Consider the following 16131-nt stretch of genomic DNA (forward strand, 5'->3'; position numbering starts at 1 on the left):
AGTACCGGGCGCCTTGAGAAGGGCGCCCGGCACTGGTGCTGGGGGGCGGGTCGCGCAGCCGGCGGCTTGCGGGTGCCGCTCTCTCGGCGGCACGGATGCCCCCAGCTGGGCGGGAGCCGGCCGCCCGGCTCGTCGCCTGCGAACGCCGCCCCGCAGGGCGCGACCAGCACCCACCGGGCCCGCGGCCGAACGAACCGCATCTCCAGCGGAGCGCCTAACTCGCCAGCGCCTCCTTCTGCGCCGCCGACCGGGGCTCCGTCACCTTCGGCGCCGGCGAGATCTGGCGGTGGGCCGGGTCCCGTACCTCGCCGACCAGGAGTTCCAGAACGTCCTCCATGGCGACCAGGCCGATCACCCGGCCCGAACCGTCCGCGACCTGGGCCAGATGGGTCGCCGCCCGGCGCATCACCGTCAGCGCGTCGTCCAGCGGGAGTTCGGAGCGCAGCGTCGTCATGGCACGCCAGATGTGCTGCGGCACCGCCCGTTCCGAGTCCTCCAGGTCCAGTACGTCCTTCACGTGCAGGTAGCCCATGAAGGCGCCGTTGTCCGCCACCACCGGGAAGCGGGAGTAGCCGGTGCGGGCGGTGAGGGCGACGACCTGGCCCGCGGTGACCGACGGGTCCACCGTCACCAGGGACTCACGGTCGAGGAGGACGTCGGTGACCGGGCGGGAGCCCAGTTCCAGCGCGTCCTCCAGGCGTTCCTGCTCACCGGGGTCGAGCAGCCCGGCCTGGCCGGCGTCCTCCACCAGCCGGTTGAGCTGCTCGCTGGTGAAGACCGCCTCGACCTCGTCCTTGGGCTCGACGCGGAAGAGCTTCAGGACGAGTCGCGCACAGGCGCCCAGGCCCACCGTGACCGGCCCGCACACACGGGCGAAGGCGACCAGGCCCGGGCTCAGCCACAGCGCGGTCTTCTCGGGTGCCGCCATCGCCAGGTTCTTCGGGAGCATCTCCCCGACGACGAGGTGGAGGAAGACCACGAGCGCGAGCGCGATGACGTAACCCAGCGGGTGGATCATGCCCTCGGGCAGGTGGACCGCCTCGAAGACCGGTTCCAGCAGGTGGGCCACGGTCGGTTCGGCGACGGCGCCCAGGGTCAGGGAGCAGACGGTGATGCCGAACTGGGCTGCGGCCATCATCTGCGGCAGCCGTTCCAGGCCGTACAGCACCTGGCGGGACCGCGCCGTGCCCAGCGGTTCGATCTGGCTTCGGCGGACGGAGACCAGGGCGAACTCGGCGCCCACGAAGAAGCCGTTGGCGAGCACGAGGAGGAGGGCGAAGAGGAGTTGGAGAACGCTCATCGGGCCGCCTCCACCGCGAGATCAGCCGTCTTCTTGCCGGTCTCGTTGGCCGTACTGTCCGCGCCGTCCGTGCTGTCCGGGGTGCTGATCAGTCGTACCCGCTCGGCCCGGTAGTGGCCGACCTGGCGGACCGACAGGCGCCAGCCCGGCAGTTCCGCCCTGTCGCCGGGGACCGGGATCCGGCCCAGCAGGTCGGCGACGAGGCCGGCGACCGTCTCGTACGGGCCCTCCGGCACGTCGAGGCCTATGCGCTGGAGGATGTCGACACGGCAGCTGCCGTCGGCGTCCCAGGCGGGGCGGCCGTCCTCGGGCGGGGCGGCGGCGAGTTCGGTCGGTTCGTTCTGCACGTCGTCGTGCTCGTCGTGGACCTCACCGACGAGTTCCTCGACGATGTCCTCCAGGGTGACGACGCCCGCCGTACCGCCGTACTCGTCGACGACGACGGCGATGGGCTGCTGGCTGCGCAGCAGTTCGAGCAGCGGCTGCACAGGGAGCGTCTCGGGGACCAGCAGCGGTGACTTGGCGATCCGGCCGACCGGTGTGCGCAGCCGGTCCCCCACGGGCACCGCGAGGGCGTCCTTGAGGTGTGCCATGCCGACGATCTCGTCGATCCGCTCCCGGTAGACCGGGAAGCGGGACAGACCGGTGGCCCGGGTCAGGTTGACGACGTCCTCGGCGGTGGCCGACACCTGAAGTGAGCTGACCCGCACGCGCGGGGTCATCACGTGCTGCGCGGTCAGCTCGCCCAAGGACAGCGTCCGTACGAAGAGGTCCGCGGTGTCCTGTTCCAGCGTGCCGGCCTGGGCCGAGTGGCGGGCCAGGGAGACCAGCTCGCCGGGGGTGCGGGCCGAGGCCAGTTCCGCGGTGGGTTCGACGCCCAGGGCGCGGACCAGGCGGTTGGCCACCGCGTTGAGCCCGGCGATCACCGGGCGGAAGAGGCGGGAGAAGGCGTGCTGGGGGCCGGCCACGAAGCGGGCTACCTGCAGCGGCCTGGAGACCGCCCAGTTCTTGGGCACGAGTTCGCCGATCACCATCTGCACGGCGGCCGCCAGCAGCATGCCGACGACCACGGCGACACCGGACGCGGCACCTTCGGGGATGCCGATCGCGGTGAACGGGCCGTGCAGCAGATCCGCGAGCGCAGGCTCGGCGAGCATGCCGACGACGAGGGAGGTGATGGTGATGCCGAGTTGGGTGCCGGAGAGCTGGAAGGACAGCTCCTTGAGCGACTCGACGACCGTACGGGCCCGTCGGTCGCCCTCGGCGGCGGCCTTCTCGGCGTCCGGCCGCTCGACCGTGACAAGGCCGAACTCGGCCGCGACGAAGAAGCCGTTGGCCAGGATCAGCAGGAATGCTGCTCCGAGGAGCAGCAAGGGGGTGGTCATGATGCCGCCGCCTCGATATGTCGGGAGGGGGCGGCGCAGGTACTACAGGACGATCCGTCCATCGCTGGAGGGAGTCACTCCTCGGGTAGCAGGGGGCCTCTGAAGACCGGGGGGAACATCAGTGGCGGAGGCGCGCGAAAACGCCTCCGCCAACAGATTAATCAAGACAAGGGCCTGTGCGGCAGGGTGGATGTCCCTGAGTCAGCCCTGATCTTGCTCGGGGTCGCCCGCGGACCGCTCCTCGGCGAGCGCCCGCAGGGTGCGCGCGTCCTGGATGGCGCGCTGTTTGGCGATGCCGGGCTGGATGCCGAGCGCGGGCAGACTCGTACCGTCACTGAGGTCGAGGAACACCCAGGGGTCGCCCGGACGGAGGTTCACCCGGAGGATCTCCGCCCAGTCCAGCCGCCTCTTGCTCGCGATGTTGACCACGGTGACTCCGGCCTCGTCGGCGACCACCTTGGGCCGGGACAGGAGCAGGAGTACGCAGGACAGCAGCGCGGCGGTGAAGACGAAGCTGAGGCGTTCCCCCGGGCTGAGATTCTCCAGGAGCAGCGCGATCGTCGTGATGACGACGAAGATCGCGAGGCTCGCGGTGACCAGCACGGCCCGGGTGCGGCCCGGCCGGAAAGTGACGGGCAGCGCGGGCCGGTCGGGCGGAACGGGTGCGGTGGGCGGATCCTGCATCGGCGTACGGTCCCTGTCGCTCACGGTGTCGGTCGTCTTCCGTGTCTCAGAGACGGCAGGCGTGGATGGCCGTGGTCAGGATGGCGCGCGCGCCGAGGTCGTACAGATCGTCCATGATCCGCTGGGCCTCCTTGGAGGGGACCATCGCGCGGACGGCGACCCAGCCCTCGTTGTGCAGCGGCGAGACGGTCGGCGACTCCAGACCTGGCGTCAGGGCGACGGCCTTCTCCAGCTGCTCGACGCGGCAGTCGTAGTCCATCATCACGTACGTCCGGGCCACCAGGACGCCCTGGAGGCGGCGCAGGAACTGCTGGACCTTGGGCTCGTCGGCCTCGGCGCCGACCCGGCGGACGACGATCGCCTCGGACTTCATGATGGGCTCGCCGAACACCTCCAGGCCCGCGTTGCGCAGGGAGGTGCCGGTCTCGACGACATCCGCGATGACCCCGGCGACGCCGAGTTCGATCGCGGTCTCGACGGCGCCGTCGAGGTGGACGACGGAGGCGTCGACGCCGTGGTCGGCGAGGTGTTTGGCGACGATCCCCTCGTACGAGGTGGCCACGGTCAGGCCGGCCAGGTCCTCGATGCCGGTCGCGGCGCCGGGCTTGCCGGCGAAGCGGAAGGTGGAGCGGGCGAAGCCGAGCGGGAGGATCTCCTCGGCGTTGGCCCCGGAGTCGATGAGCAGGTCGCGGCCGGTGATGCCGATGTCGAGGCGGCCGGAGGAGACGTAGATCGCGATGTCGCGGGGGCGGAGGTAGAAGAACTCGACCTCGTTCTCCGGGTCGACGATCCGGAGCTCCTTGGACTCGCGGCGCTGCTGGTAGCCGGCCTCATGCAGCATCGCCGACGCGGGGCCTGACAGGGAACCCTTGTTGGGGACGGCGATGCGCAGCATGAGGTCGGCTTCCTTTGCGTGTGATGTGAACAGTGTGTGTGCCGGTCGGGCGAGGTTTACAGGTGGGCGTACACGTCGTCCAGCGAGATGCCGCGGGCGACCATCATCACCTGGACGTGGTAGAGCAGCTGCGAGATCTCCTCGGCGGCTGCTTCCTTCCCCTCGTACTCGGCGGCCATCCATACCTCGGCGGCCTCTTCTACGACCTTCTTGCCGATGGCATGGACGCCCTTGCCGACCAGTTCCGCGGTGCGGGAGGTGGCGGGGTCGCCCGTGGCGGCCTTGTGCTGGAGCTCGGTGAACAGCTCCTCGAACGTCTTATTGGACATGGTGACGTTCACTTTACGCGGTGCGCCGCCCGGCCTAGCGCCATGGTTCAGATACTGAGCGGAGGGTGGCCGCCGTCGCCACGGCCGCCGTCACCGCCTCGTGTCCCTTGTCCTCGTTGGAGCCCTCGATACCCGCGCGGTCGAGTGCCTGTTCCTCGGTGTCGCAGGTCAGCACGCCCATACCGATGGGGACGCCCGTGTCGACCGAGACCTGGGTGAGGCCCTGGGTGACGCCCTGGCACACGTACTCGAAGTGGGGAGTGCCGCCCCGGATGACGACGCCGAGCGCGACGATCGCGTCGTAGCCCCGCCCGGCCAGCACCTTGGCGACGACCGGGAGTTCCCAGCTGCCGGGGACCCTCAGCAGGGTCGGCTCGTCGATGCCCAGGTCGCGCAGGGCGCGCAGGGCGCCGTCCACCAGACCGTCCATCACCTTCTCGTGCCACTGCGCCGCGATGACGGCGACACGCAGGTCACCGCAGTTGCGTACGGACAGTTCGGGTGCACCCTTGCCGCTCACGTCTTCGTCTCTCCTCAGTGATCTCTACTGGTTGCCGCAGGGGGACACGGGGGCCGTGTCCAGCCAGGGCAGGTCGTGGCCCATCCGGTCCCGCTTGGTACGCAGGTAGCGGAGGTTGTGCTCGCCTGCCTGCACGGGCATCGGCTCGCGGCCGCTGACCTTGAGGCCGTGGCGGACGAGCGCGTCGGTCTTGTCCGGGTTGTTCGTCATCAGGCGCACGCTGTGGACGCCGAGGTCCTGGAGTATCTGCGCGCCGGCGCCGTAGTCCCGGGCGTCGGCGGGCAGGCCGAGCTCCAGGTTGGCGTCGAGGGTGTCGCGGCCCTGTTCCTGCAGTTCGTACGCCCGGAGCTTGGACAGCAGCCCGATGCCGCGTCCCTCGTGGCCGCGCAGGTAGACGACCACTCCCCGGCCCTCGTCCCGGATGCGTTCGAGGGAGGTCTCCAGCTGGGGGCCGCAGTCGCAGCGCAGGGAGTGGAAGACGTCCCCGGTGAGGCACTCGGAGTGGACGCGGACCAGGACGTCCTCTCCTTCGCCGACCTCGCCGTGGACAAGGGCGACGTGCTCGACGCCGTCGACGGTGGAGCGGTAGCCGTACGCCGTGAACGTGCCGAAGGCGGTGGGGAGTCGGGTCTCGGCCTCGCGGCGAACGGTGGGTTCGGCGCTCTGGCGGTAGGCGACCAGGTCCTCGATGGAGATGATCGTCAGGCCGTGCTTGCGGGCGAAGGGGATCAGCTCGGGCAGGCGCAGCATCCGGCCGTCCTCGCCGGCGATCTCCACGATGGCGCCGGCGGGGCGCAGCCCCGCGAGGCGGGCGAGGTCGACGGCGGCCTCGGTGTGGCCGTTGCGGACCAGGACGCCGCCGGGCCGGGCGCGCAGCGGGAAGATGTGGCCGGGGCGGACGAAGTCGTCGGCGCCGACGTCGCCGCTCGCGAGGAGCTGAAGCGTGGTGGCGCGGTCGGAGGCCGAGATGCCGGTGCTCACACCGTGAACGGCCGAGGCGTCGACAGAGACTGTGAACGCGGTTTTCATCGACTCGGTGTTGTCGTCGACCATCTGCGGCAGCCGGAGCCGGTCGAGTTCGTCGCCCTCCATGGGGGCGCAGATGAGCCCGCGGCACTCGCTCATCATGAAGGCGATGATCTCGGGGGTGGCCTTCTCGGCGGCGATGACGAGGTCGCCCTCGTTCTCCCGGTCCTCGTCGTCGACGACCACGACCGGGCGGCCGGCGGCGATGTCCGCGATGGCCCGCTCGATCGGGTCGAGGGACCAGTCCTCGATGTTGTCGGTGCTGTACAGGATCGGGGCCGTGGTCGTGGTCATGCGGGCGCTCCTTCCAGGACGGGCCGCGTGTCCTTGCGGGAGCGCAGCCACCAGTCGCGCATGCCCCACAGGACGAGCGCGCCGTAGATGACGTAGACGAAGCCGGAGAAGGCGTAGCCGTTGGCGAAGTTGAGGGGGACGCCGACGAGGTCGACGAGGAGCCAGGCGAACCAGAACTCGACCATGCCGCGCGCCTGGGCGTACATGGCGACGACGGTGCCGACGAAGATGTAGGCGTCCGGCCAGGGGTCCCAGGACAGGGTCGGGTAGGCCTTGAAGAGCAGGGCCACGGCGACCGTGCCGACGGCGGCGGCGCCGATCATGGCCGCGCGCTCGCGCCAGGTGGCGAACCGCGGGGTGATGTGACCGTCCCCGGACTCCCCCTTGTGCCGGTTCCACTGCCACCAGCCCCAGCCGGCGACGGCCATGACGACGACCTGCTTGCCGGCGCTGCCGGTGAGGTGGCCGAAGAAGGCGCCGAAGAGGATGAGGCCGGACAGGAACTGCACGGGCCAGCTCCAGATGGAGCGCCGCCAGCCGAGGGCGAGGGCGATCAGGCCGAAGATGTTGCCGATCATGTCCGACCAGAGGATGTGCTGGTCGAGGAGTGTGAACGCCTCGGTGTTCAGCCGGTTCACTTCGCCGCCCCCCATGTTTCCTGTGTCCCCTGTGCACCTTGGGTCCCCTGTGCGCCGAGCAGCCGTTCGACGTACTTGGCGATGACGTCGACTTCGAGGTTGACCGGGTCGCCGGGCTGCTTGCGGCCGAGCGTGGTCAGGTCGAGGGTGGTGGGGATGAGGCTGACGGTGAAGTAGTCGGGCCCGGCGTCGACGACGGTGAGGCTGATGCCGTCGACGGTGATGGATCCCTTCTCGACGACATAGCGGGTGAGGTCGGCGGGGAGGGAGATCTTGACGATCTCCCAGTTCTCGGACGGCTTACGTTCGAGGACCGTGCCCGTGCCGTCGACGTGGCCCTGCACGATGTGACCGCCGAGGCGGGCGCCCAGGGCCATGGGGCGTTCGAGGTTGACGCGGGAGCCGACGGCGAGGACTCCCAGGCTGGAGCGCTCGAGGGTCTCCGCCATGACGTCGGCGGTGAACTCGTCACCCTCGTGTTCGACGACCGTGAGACACACGCCGTTGACGGCGATGGAGTCGCCGTGGCGGGCGCCTTCGGTGACCACGGGGCCACGGAGCCTGAAGCGGGAGGCGTCGCCGAGGTTCTCGACGGCCGTGACATGGCCCAGCTCTTCGACGATTCCGGTGAACACTTCCCGGGTCCTCCCTGCCTCTTCGGGCACGGACTCCGGGGCCTGTCGATGACGACAGCTGTGAACGGGCAGGGACATCGGGGGCGACGCCGGACGGAGCTCGACCCATGGCCGAGCGGTACGGCGGCGCGCACGAATGCCCGCCCGCCGCGCACTGCCTCCCATCCGGACTTTAACCGTCGGTCCAGGAATTCCACCTGGTCAACCGGCCGCAGAAAAAAATGCGGACGGGTCGCGGACTGTAACCGCCGGTTCGGACTTTCACCGACCCCGGAGTGCGCTGCTTCTGTTACAGGTCAGTGTGCCACGCCGGGCCGTACTCCATGCGGGTGAGTTGTGTGGACTGGCTCACAAGGAGTGACGGGAATAGGCCAATGATTGGTCCATACCTATTGACCATCATGGTCCAGACCTCCTAGCGTCGGTGCCGGACCGGCGGCGGTGACGACGGCCCTTGCCCGCCGCCGGGCCGTCAACCGCCCGCCAGGCTTTCCCGCCACCTGACCGACCCCCCGAACAACTCCTCCTGAGCGCCCTCCCGAGCCGTCAGCAACGCCCCACGCAGAACCGCCGCGCCGCCCAGCGCACTCACCTGCACCTCGGCCGGGAGGGGGGACATGCGGGCGAGCCGCTCCTCGACCCGGGCGGCGAGTACGTCGCCGCCCGCCCGGCCGACCTCACCCCCCAGCACCACACACCCCGGGTCGAGGACGGCGACGACGGAGGCGGCGCCGATGGCGACGCGCTCGGCGAGGGCGTCCAGGAAGCGGGCGTGGACCGGGGTACCGGGACTCGCCACGGCCGCTCGGACCAGGGTCGCCGCGTGGGGCTCATGGACGCCGGCGTCGGCCACCAGGCCCTGCTCGCCGGCCAGTCGGACGACCGCCGCCCCACCGGCGAGCGAGTGGAAGCCGCCCTCGCAGTCCGTCGCCGAGGGCAGCCGCCCCGTCCCCGACACCGGCAGGAAGCCGATCTCGCCGGTGCCGCCGGAGGCCCCCCGGCGCAGGGTGCCGTCGAGGACCACGGCAGCGCCGGTGCCGTGACCGAGCCACAGCAGCACGAAGGTGTCGCGGCCACGGGCGGCGCCGTCCCGCTGCTCGGCGAGGGCGGCGAGGTTGGTCTCGTTCTCGACGATCACCCGTGTCTCGGGAAGCCGTTCCTGGAGGGCCGCCACCAGCCTGCGGTGCCACCCGGGCAGTCCCGCGGTGTCCCGGAGTTCACCCGTCGCCGGATCGATCAGACCGGGGGCGCCGATCCCGACCGTGTGCAACCCCATGGCCCCGGCCTCCTTGGCGACCCGCTCGACGAGAGCGACCGCCTGTTCCACGGCGGGACCGGTACCGGTGTCGTCCCCGATGGGCACGGACGCCTCGGCGAGCACCCCGCCCACCAGGTCGGAGACGACGACGGAGACGCCTTCGGTACGGACGTCGAGGGCGGCCAGGTGGGCGAGGTCGGCGACGATCCCGTACACCTTCGCGTTGGGGCCCCGCCGCTGCTCCCCCGACTCCCCCACGACCGTGATCAGCCCGGCGACGGTGAGGCGTTCGACGAGGTCGGCGACCGTCGGGCGGGAGAGGCCGGTGAGCTGTTTCAACTGCCAGGCCGCCAACGGGCCTTCCTGCTGGAGCAGACGCAGGGCGAGCCGGTCGTTGATGGCCCGGGCGGTGCTCGGTGATGCGGGCATGCCGAGATCCTTCCAGATCGGCGGGGCCGTTCCCGCTGCGCACGGGCTACCGGACGGCCGATATCTCGCTATCTATCAGGCAGGGTTCCTGATAGTTTACGGCAGCGCGCGGCCAGGGCGCCACGACCAGCGGGAACCGACCCGGGAAAGGGCCGCAGAATGAGTGAAGTGCTGTACGAACGACACGAGGTGAAGCGCGCCCGGTACGCCGTGGCCGCGGTCTTCGCCGTGCACGGAGCCGTCACCGGCTCGTTCGCGACCCGGGTGCCGTGGATCCAGGACCACGCCGACGTCAGCGCGGGCCAGCTGGGGCTGGCGCTGGCCTTCCCCGCGCTCGGCGCGTCCTTGGCGATGCCCCTCGCGGGCCGCATCAGCCACCGCTTCGGCGCCCGTACGGCGCTGCGCGGGCTGATCGCGTCCTGGACCCTGGCCCTGGTCCTGCCGGCACTGGCCCCCAACCTCCCCACTCTCTGCGTCGCCCTGTTCGTCTACGGCGCCACGGCCGGTATGACGGACGTGGCGATGAACGCGCTGGGCGTCGAGATCGAGAACCGGCTCGGCAGGTCGATCATGTCCGGACTGCACGGCATGTGGAGTGCGGGCGCCCTGGTCGGAGCGGCGGGCGGCACCCTCGCCGCACATCTGGGCTCCGACGCGCGTCTGCATCACGCGCTCGCGGCGGCGACCCTCACGGTCCTCGGCGTGACCGCCTGCCGCTGGGTGCTCGATCTGCGCCCCACCGAGGACGAGGAACCGCCCCCGAGGTTCGCGCTTCCGCCCAGGTCCGCGCTGCTGATCGGCGCGATCGGCTTCTGCGCGGTGTTCGCGGAGGGCGCGAGCCTGGACTGGTCGGCGGTGTATCTGCGGGACGAGCTGGGCACCTCGGACGGGCTGGCGGCGGCTTCCACGACGGGCTTCATGCTGACGATGGCGGTCGCCCGGCTCGTCGGGGACGCGGTCGTCAACCGCTTCGGCGCGGTACGGACGGTCCGCGCGAGCGGCACGCTCGCCGTGCTCGGCGGTGCGCTCATCGTCGTCGCGGAGCAGCCCGCCGTGGCGATGTCCGGCTTCGCGCTGCTGGGTCTCGGCATCGCCGTGGTCGTCCCGCTGTGCTTCGCGGCGGCGGGCCACAGCGGCCCCAACCCCAGTCAGGCCATCGCGGGCGTCGCCACCATCACGTACACCTCGGGACTGGTCGCGCCGAGCGCGATCGGGATGCTGGCCCAGGCGACGAGCCTGGTGGTGTCGTTCGGGCTGGTGACGGTGCTGGCGGGCGGACTCACCGGGTTCGCGGGGGTGCTGCGCGCCGGTGAGAAGGACCGCCCGAAGGTCACTCCGCCGGGCGCAGCAGTTCCCGACCGCAGGACCTGAACCAGTCGCTCCAGGGCGTGGGCCGCAGGGTTCCCGCGTCGAGCCGGACCAGCACCCGGGTGCCCCGCGAGTACGTCACCTCACCGTCGGCCGAGCAGAGCCGGAAGCCGTAGGTGAGGCCGGTGGTGCCGAGGCGTTCCAGCCAGAGGTGCACGGCGTAGGCGCCGGGCCGGCCGACCGGGGCCTCGTAGCTGATGCGCAGTTCCCTGACCACGTTGCAGAAGTCGCCGGCCGCCGCCCAGTCACCGTCGAAGGTGAGGCCGTATCCCTGCCACAGCTCGTTCCAGGCACGCTCCACCAGCAGGGGATAGCGGGCGTTGTGGAGCATGCCGAGGGAGTCGAGGTCGTCGAAGTGGACGGCGACGGGCATCAGCCGCCCGTAGGAGCCGTCCGGATCGGCGGCAGGTATGGGTGCTGCGACTTCGGCTTCGGCTGCGACTTCGGTGGTCACGGGCGGGGCTCCTGGGCGTACGGGATGGGTGGCGGACGCAGTTATCCGCGCCTCCTCATCCTAAGCGGACGCTCAGATGGCTCTCGGCAGTCCCTGCCTGGCGCCTTCCCTCGCAGCTCAGCGCGCCAGATCGTAGGCGTACGACGCGGTGAACGTGCCGGGGGTGCCCATGCAGCCGTCCGACTCCCCCGGCAGCTTGACCCACAGATAGGCGTCGATCCGCGCCTCGCCGGTGTTCGTTGTCGGCGCCCGGCCGAGTTTCCGGCCGGCCGGGTCGCACCACTCGCCGTCGGCCGGGGCGCCGTTGCCGTTGCGGCTGGTGTCGATCACGGCGCCGAGACCGGCGGGACCGCCGAGGGCGTCGAGGACCCGTCGGTCGTAGGCGATCTCGTCGTCCGTGCGGTGGAAGTTGGAGACGTTACTGAAGACACCGTCGGAGGAGGCGGCCGAGGCCGCGCCCGCCTGGCGGAGCAGGGCCGCCTGCTTGGCCGGGGAGTTCCAGCCGGAGTGACCGGCGTCGTAGTAGACGCGGGCGTCGGGGTCGGCGGCCTTGAGGACCCGGCCGGCGCGGGCCAGCGAGGCGAAGCGGGCGGCGCGCCGCTCCGGGGAGAGACAGTCGGTCTGGGCGACCGCGTCGGGCTCCAGGATCACGATGACCTCGTCGGAGCCGAGGCCCGCCGCGAACGCGTCGATCCAGCCGTCGTACGCGCCGAGGTCGGGTGCGCCGCCCTGCGAGGCGCCGCCGCAGTCACGGTCCGGGACGGCGTACGGCACGAGTACCGGGACCCGGCCGGCGCCCGCCGCGCCCGCCGTGACCGCGCGGACCCGGGCAGTGATCGTCGAGGGCGAGAAGTCGGCGAACCAGACCGCCGCCGGACGGTCGGCGATCTCCGCCTCGATGACGGAGCGGCGCGGATCGTCGCGGTGGGCGCCGACCCAGTCGAGGACCTGGGAGTCGGGGTAGCGGTAGAGGCGGGCGGACACCGGGCCGGGCGCCGGTTTCGCCGCCGGCTCGGGCCGCGTCGTCGTCGAGGAGGGGGGCGAGGGCGTACGGCTCGCTCTCCTCGGCTGCGTCGTACGGGCGGACGGGGAGGGCGACTTCGAGGCGCCCGGCGTGGGCGGGGCCGACGACACGGCCGGCAGCGGGGCGAGCGGGGGCGAGCTGGTCACCTCGGGCCTGGCCTCGTCGGCGGCGCCACCGCGGGTGTCGAGCGCGGAGAGCAGCCCGGCCGCGGTTCCCACGGCGACCACGAGCGAGGCGGCGGCGACCATGACGGAACGCCGGGCGGCGCGTCTGCGTTCGGCCCGGCGCGCGGCCAGGCGCTGGGCGCGCGAGCCTGACACGTACAGCTCCCCCTCCTCCGCCGCGGCGGGCGCGTTCCCCCGTTCTGGGGAAGCGTCCGGCCCGGTGGCACGCTCGCCAGCCTAGGACTGGGACCCTGCCCTCATGGTGCAATTGGAACAGTTCACCACTTCTGTCGACCACGTCCTCTTGCGTATGCGCGCGCTGGAGGCACAGTTGCCGCCGCGCGACGGGCTGGCGGTCTTCAACCGCGTCTACCTCGCCGTCACGGAGGCCTTCGACCGGCGTCTGGACGCCGGCGCGTTCCCCGACGCCGAGGCCGCGATCACCCTGGACGTGCGGTTCGCCGAGCGGTATCTGCGGGTGGCCGAGGACGACCACGCGCCCGCCTGCTGGCGCCCGTTGCTCCAGTTCCGCCACCATCCCGGCGTACGGCCGGTGCAGTTCGCGCTCGCGGGCATCAATGCGCACATCGGGCACGATCTGGCGCTCGCCGTCGTGGACGCCTGTCGTACGCTCGACTGCGAACCGGCCGACCTGGAGGACGAGTTCGAGCGCGTGGGCGATCTACTCGTATCGCTGGAGGAGCGCCTGCGCGAAGAGTTGATGCCGGGTCCCGACCTGCTCCAGGTCGCCGATCCGCTCACCCATTTGCTCGGCGCCTGGAGCATGGAGCGGGCCCGGGCCGCGACCTGGTCGGCGGCCCGCGCGCTGTGGGCGCTGCGCCGGCTGCCCGATGTCGCCGAGGAGTTCACCGACCGCCTCGACGCGGCGGTCGGCTTCGCGAGCCGCATGCTCCTCACACCGCTGCCGGACTGATCCGGCCACTCCCGGCCAGGCTCTCCGACATCACTGGGTGAACGTTGTACGTTCGACGGCCAGAGCATCTCTTGCGAACGTGCGAAGGAGAACGCGCATGACCGTCCGCCTGGGTCTGGGCCTTCCGCAGTCACACCAGTACGACATCGGACGGGACGTGCCGGATGTGGCACGCGCGGCCGAACAGATCGGCTACGAGAGCCTGTGGGTGTTCGAACGCGCCCTGTTCCCGGAGCCCTCGACCCAGGGCCTGTACGGCATGGAGGGCGTCCCCTGGCCCGACTCGTACCGCGGTCTCGCGGAACCGCTGGTGACCCTGACACTGGCGGCCGCGGCCACCGAGCGCGCCCGCCTGGGCACCAGCGTGCTGGTCGCCCCGCTGCACGGTCCCTTCCAACTGGCCCGCGCGCTCGGCACGTTGGACGCCGCGAGCGGCGGCCGGGTGGTGGCGGGGCTCGGCACCGGCTGGTCCCTCGACGAGTACGCCGCCGCCGGGGTGGCCCCGTTCGCCGACCGCGGCCGGGTCCTGGACGAGATCCTCGACGTGTGCCGGGCGGTCTGGGGCCCGGACCCGGTCCACTACGACGGCGACCTGACGAAGATCGCGTCGGCCGTGGTCGGGCCCAAGCCGGCCCGGCCGATCCCGATCTTCCTGCCCGCGCTCAGCAAGAAGTCCCTGACCCGCCTGGTCGAACGCGGCGACGGCTGGAACCCGATCGCCATGGGCGCCGAGCAACTCGCCACGCAGTGGCAGCAGGTGAAGGACTTCGCCGCCGAGAAGGGCCGCACGAGGCCGATCGAGACGGCGGTGCGGGTGAACCCCTCTTACACGGCGAAGGCGTACGACGGCGCGGACCGCCAGCCCTTCCAGGGCAGCATCGACCAGATCGTGACGGATCTCGCCGCCCACGCCGAGACCGGCCTCGAGGAGTTCTTCTTCGACTTCGGCGGCGCCCCGCGGGACGCCGGCGAACTCAAGGACCTGGCAGCCGAGTTGTACGAGGCGGCTCGGGCGGCCGGGATCTGAACGGCCCCCACCGCCCTCCTAGTCCTCGGGGAGCTCGACGGGCGCGATCTCGTCGTACACGTCGCCGGGGCCCGGGTTGGTCGGGTCGGTGGTCCCACCGAAGTGGTGCATGACGCCCCAGACCGCGTTGAGCGCGGTCTGGACGGCGCCCTCGGCCCAGCCCGCCGTCCAGGAGATGTCGTCACCGGCGAGGAAGACGCCTCGCTTGTCGGCGGGCAGCCGGTCCTGCATGAAGTGCGTGAACAGGCGGCGCTGGTAACGGTAGTGGCCGGGCAGGTTGGCCTTGAACGCGCCCATGAAGTAGGGCTCGTTCTCCCAGGACACGGTGACCGGACTACCGATGACGTGCTTCCTGATGTCGACCTTCGGGTAGATCTCGCCGAGCGACTTCAGCATGACCTCCATCCGCTCGTTCGCCGACAACGGCAGCCACTTGAGGCTGTCGTCGCACCAGGTGTACGAGAGACAGATGACCGCGGGCTTGTCCGGGCCGTCGTCGAGGAGGTAGGTCCCACGCGTCATCCGGTCGGTGAGGGTCATCGACATGACGTCCCGGCCGGTCGGAACTCCCCTGTCGTCGACGGCCTTGTCGAGCCAGAAGGGCCGGTCGACGGGCACGAAGAGCTTGCTGGACTCCATGTAGTGGGTGCGCTCGATGGCGGTCCAGTGGTCGATCGGGAAGAGCGAGTCGTCGCAGGCGATCTTGGAGAGGAGCATCCAGGACTGGGCGGTGAAGACGGCCGCCGGGTACGTACGGATGTCGCCGTCCGCGTCGGTGACGGTGATCCGGTTGCCGGCCGTGCGGTGCAGGCGGGTCACGGCCGGGCGCGGTACGCCGTTCACGTGCAGGGACGCGAGGGAGGTCCCGTACGGCCAGTGGACGATCTTCCCGGGCTCGCGTTCCCAGAGCCGCAGCGGCAGTTGCTGACTGCCGCCCACGATGCCCCGGTGGTGGTCGTCGGCCTCGGTGTAGACGACCCGCAGGATCTCCAGGATCGAGTTGGGGAAGTCGGTGTCCCAGCCGCCCGTCCCGAAGCCGACCTGGCCGAAAATTTCGCGGTGCCGGAACGACTTGAAGGCCTCGGAGTCGCAGAGGAACCCGTAGAAGGTCTGGTTGTCGAGCTTCTCGACGAGCCGGGACCAGATCTCGCGGATGCGCGGCACGTCACGCTCGCGCAGGGCCCGGTTCATGTCGGAGAAGTCGGCGCCCTCTTCGAGGCACGTGTTCCAGGCCTCGGCGACATCACGGTAGACCTGCGGGAGTTCGTCGACCGTCTCCGCGTAGTGCGACTCGCCCTTGAGGTCGACGACGGTCGAAGGGGTGCACTCCGCGAGGGGGTTGGGGAACGGCCGGGTCTCCAAATCCACCAGGTCGATGTAGTGCTGGAGGGCGGTGGAGGAGGGCGGGAAGCGCATCGCGCCCATCTCGGCGGTGAGGGAGGGGTCGCAGCCGTCGAACCCGACGGTCCGCAGCCGCCCCCCGATCCGATCGGCCTCGTACACGACCGGCTTGAGGCCCATCTTCATCAACTCGTACGCGGCGATGATCCCCGACAGGCCGCCGCCGATGACGGCGACCTCGGTGCCGTGCTCGGTCGCGGGAATCTGCCCGAGACCGGCCGGGTGAGCGAGGAAGTCGTCGTAGGCGTAGGGGAAGTCCGGCCCGAACATGGTGATCGGCGGCTGCTGCGCGTCGGCGTGCTGGACGGCGGTGGGCACCGTGGACGTCATGGGGTACGGACTCCTTGCGGGCGGAACAGGTGTGCG

16 protein-coding genes and 1 riboswitch are annotated in these 16131 nt (G+C 71.0%); of the genes, 3 read left to right on the plus strand and 13 right to left on the minus strand.

Annotated features, from left to right (window positions below; all coding sequences use genetic code 11):
* Positions 1-214 precede the first annotated feature (214 nt).
* The 10 genes from QA861_RS31300 to QA861_RS31345 all read right to left on the minus strand — a co-directional run bounded on the left by QA861_RS31300 (position 215) and on the right by QA861_RS31345 (position 9393).
* On the minus strand, positions 215-1300 hold the full coding sequence (locus QA861_RS31300) for a hemolysin family protein (protein WP_334592021.1): 1086 nt from the start codon (positions 1298-1300) through the stop codon (positions 215-217).
* Positions 1297-2685: a hemolysin family protein gene (locus QA861_RS31305; protein ID WP_334592022.1), complete on the minus strand. Its 1389-nt coding sequence runs from the start codon at positions 2683-2685 to the stop codon at positions 1297-1299. The genes QA861_RS31300 and QA861_RS31305 overlap by 4 nt, the downstream gene beginning before the upstream one ends.
* A gap of 201 nt (positions 2686-2886) precedes the next feature.
* Positions 2887-3369 carry a PH domain-containing protein gene (locus tag QA861_RS31310; RefSeq protein WP_334594907.1) on the minus strand — a complete coding sequence of 161 codons (483 nt, stop codon included), beginning with the start codon at positions 3367-3369 and terminating at the stop codon, positions 2887-2889.
* A 46-nt stretch (positions 3370-3415) separates the two neighbouring features.
* Positions 3416-4264: an ATP phosphoribosyltransferase gene (gene hisG, locus QA861_RS31315; RefSeq protein ID WP_006378311.1), complete on the minus strand. Its 849-nt coding sequence runs from the start codon at positions 4262-4264 to the stop codon at positions 3416-3418.
* Positions 4265-4320: 56 nt separating this feature from the next.
* Positions 4321-4593, minus strand: coding sequence for a phosphoribosyl-ATP diphosphatase (locus tag QA861_RS31320; RefSeq protein WP_006378313.1), 273 nt, complete (start codon positions 4591-4593; stop codon positions 4321-4323).
* A gap of 34 nt (positions 4594-4627) precedes the next feature.
* On the minus strand, positions 4628-5113 hold the full coding sequence (gene ribH / locus QA861_RS31325; protein WP_006378308.1) for a 6,7-dimethyl-8-ribityllumazine synthase: 486 nt from the start codon (positions 5111-5113) through the stop codon (positions 4628-4630).
* 24 nt (positions 5114-5137) lie between these two features.
* On the minus strand, positions 5138-6433 hold the full coding sequence (locus tag QA861_RS31330; protein WP_334592023.1) for a bifunctional 3,4-dihydroxy-2-butanone-4-phosphate synthase/GTP cyclohydrolase II: 1296 nt from the start codon (positions 6431-6433) through the stop codon (positions 5138-5140).
* Complete coding sequence (locus tag QA861_RS31335) at positions 6430-7071, minus strand: nicotinamide mononucleotide transporter family protein (RefSeq protein WP_334594908.1); 642 nt, start codon at positions 7069-7071, stop codon at positions 6430-6432. Before QA861_RS31335 ends, QA861_RS31330 begins: the two co-directional genes overlap by 4 nt.
* Positions 7068-7706, minus strand: coding sequence for a riboflavin synthase (locus tag QA861_RS31340; RefSeq protein ID WP_334592024.1), 639 nt, complete (start codon positions 7704-7706; stop codon positions 7068-7070). The genes QA861_RS31335 and QA861_RS31340 overlap by 4 nt, the downstream gene beginning before the upstream one ends.
* A 147-nt stretch (positions 7707-7853) precedes the next feature.
* Positions 7854-7989: riboswitch (FMN riboswitch) on the minus strand.
* A 189-nt stretch (positions 7990-8178) separates the two neighbouring features.
* A complete protein-coding gene (locus QA861_RS31345; RefSeq protein WP_334592025.1) occupies positions 8179-9393 on the minus strand; it encodes an ROK family transcriptional regulator in 1215 nt (404 codons plus the stop codon).
* Positions 9394-9552: 159 nt separating this feature from the next.
* On the opposite strand from QA861_RS31345, the gene QA861_RS31350 reads away from it, so the two are divergent.
* A complete protein-coding gene (locus QA861_RS31350) occupies positions 9553-10764 on the plus strand; it encodes an MFS transporter (RefSeq protein WP_334592026.1) in 1212 nt (403 codons plus the stop codon).
* On the opposite strand, the gene QA861_RS31355 is transcribed toward QA861_RS31350, so the two are convergent.
* Both QA861_RS31355 and QA861_RS31360 read right to left on the minus strand, forming a co-directional pair.
* The gene (locus tag QA861_RS31355; RefSeq protein WP_334594909.1) at positions 10724-11134 is read right to left on the minus strand and encodes an acyl-CoA thioesterase; all 411 of its coding nucleotides are present in this window, start codon (positions 11132-11134) and stop codon (positions 10724-10726) included. The two genes, QA861_RS31350 and QA861_RS31355, sit on opposite strands and share 41 nt — an antisense overlap.
* Before the next feature lie 198 nt (positions 11135-11332).
* A complete protein-coding gene (locus QA861_RS31360) occupies positions 11333-12487 on the minus strand; it encodes a glycoside hydrolase family 6 protein (protein WP_334594910.1) in 1155 nt (384 codons plus the stop codon).
* A gap of 175 nt (positions 12488-12662) precedes the next feature.
* Between QA861_RS31360 and QA861_RS31365 the strand changes: the two genes are divergently transcribed.
* Entirely contained in the window at positions 12663-13337 is a 675-nt protein-coding gene (locus tag QA861_RS31365) for a DUF5995 family protein (protein ID WP_334592027.1), read from the plus strand.
* A gap of 97 nt (positions 13338-13434) precedes the next feature.
* Positions 13435-14364, plus strand: coding sequence for an LLM class F420-dependent oxidoreductase (locus QA861_RS31370; RefSeq protein ID WP_334592028.1), 930 nt, complete (start codon positions 13435-13437; stop codon positions 14362-14364).
* 18 nt (positions 14365-14382) lie between these two features.
* Here the strand turns inward: QA861_RS31370 and QA861_RS31375 are convergent, their stop codons facing one another.
* Positions 14383-16095 (minus strand): flavin monoamine oxidase family protein, encoded by a 1713-nt coding sequence (locus QA861_RS31375; protein WP_334592029.1) that lies wholly within the window; start codon positions 16093-16095, stop codon positions 14383-14385.
* Between the last annotated feature and the right edge of the window lie 36 nt (positions 16096-16131).

This window comes from Streptomyces sp. B21-083, assembly GCF_036898825.1.
In the GTDB taxonomy this organism is placed as follows: Bacteria; Actinomycetota; Actinomycetes; order Streptomycetales; family Streptomycetaceae; genus Streptomyces.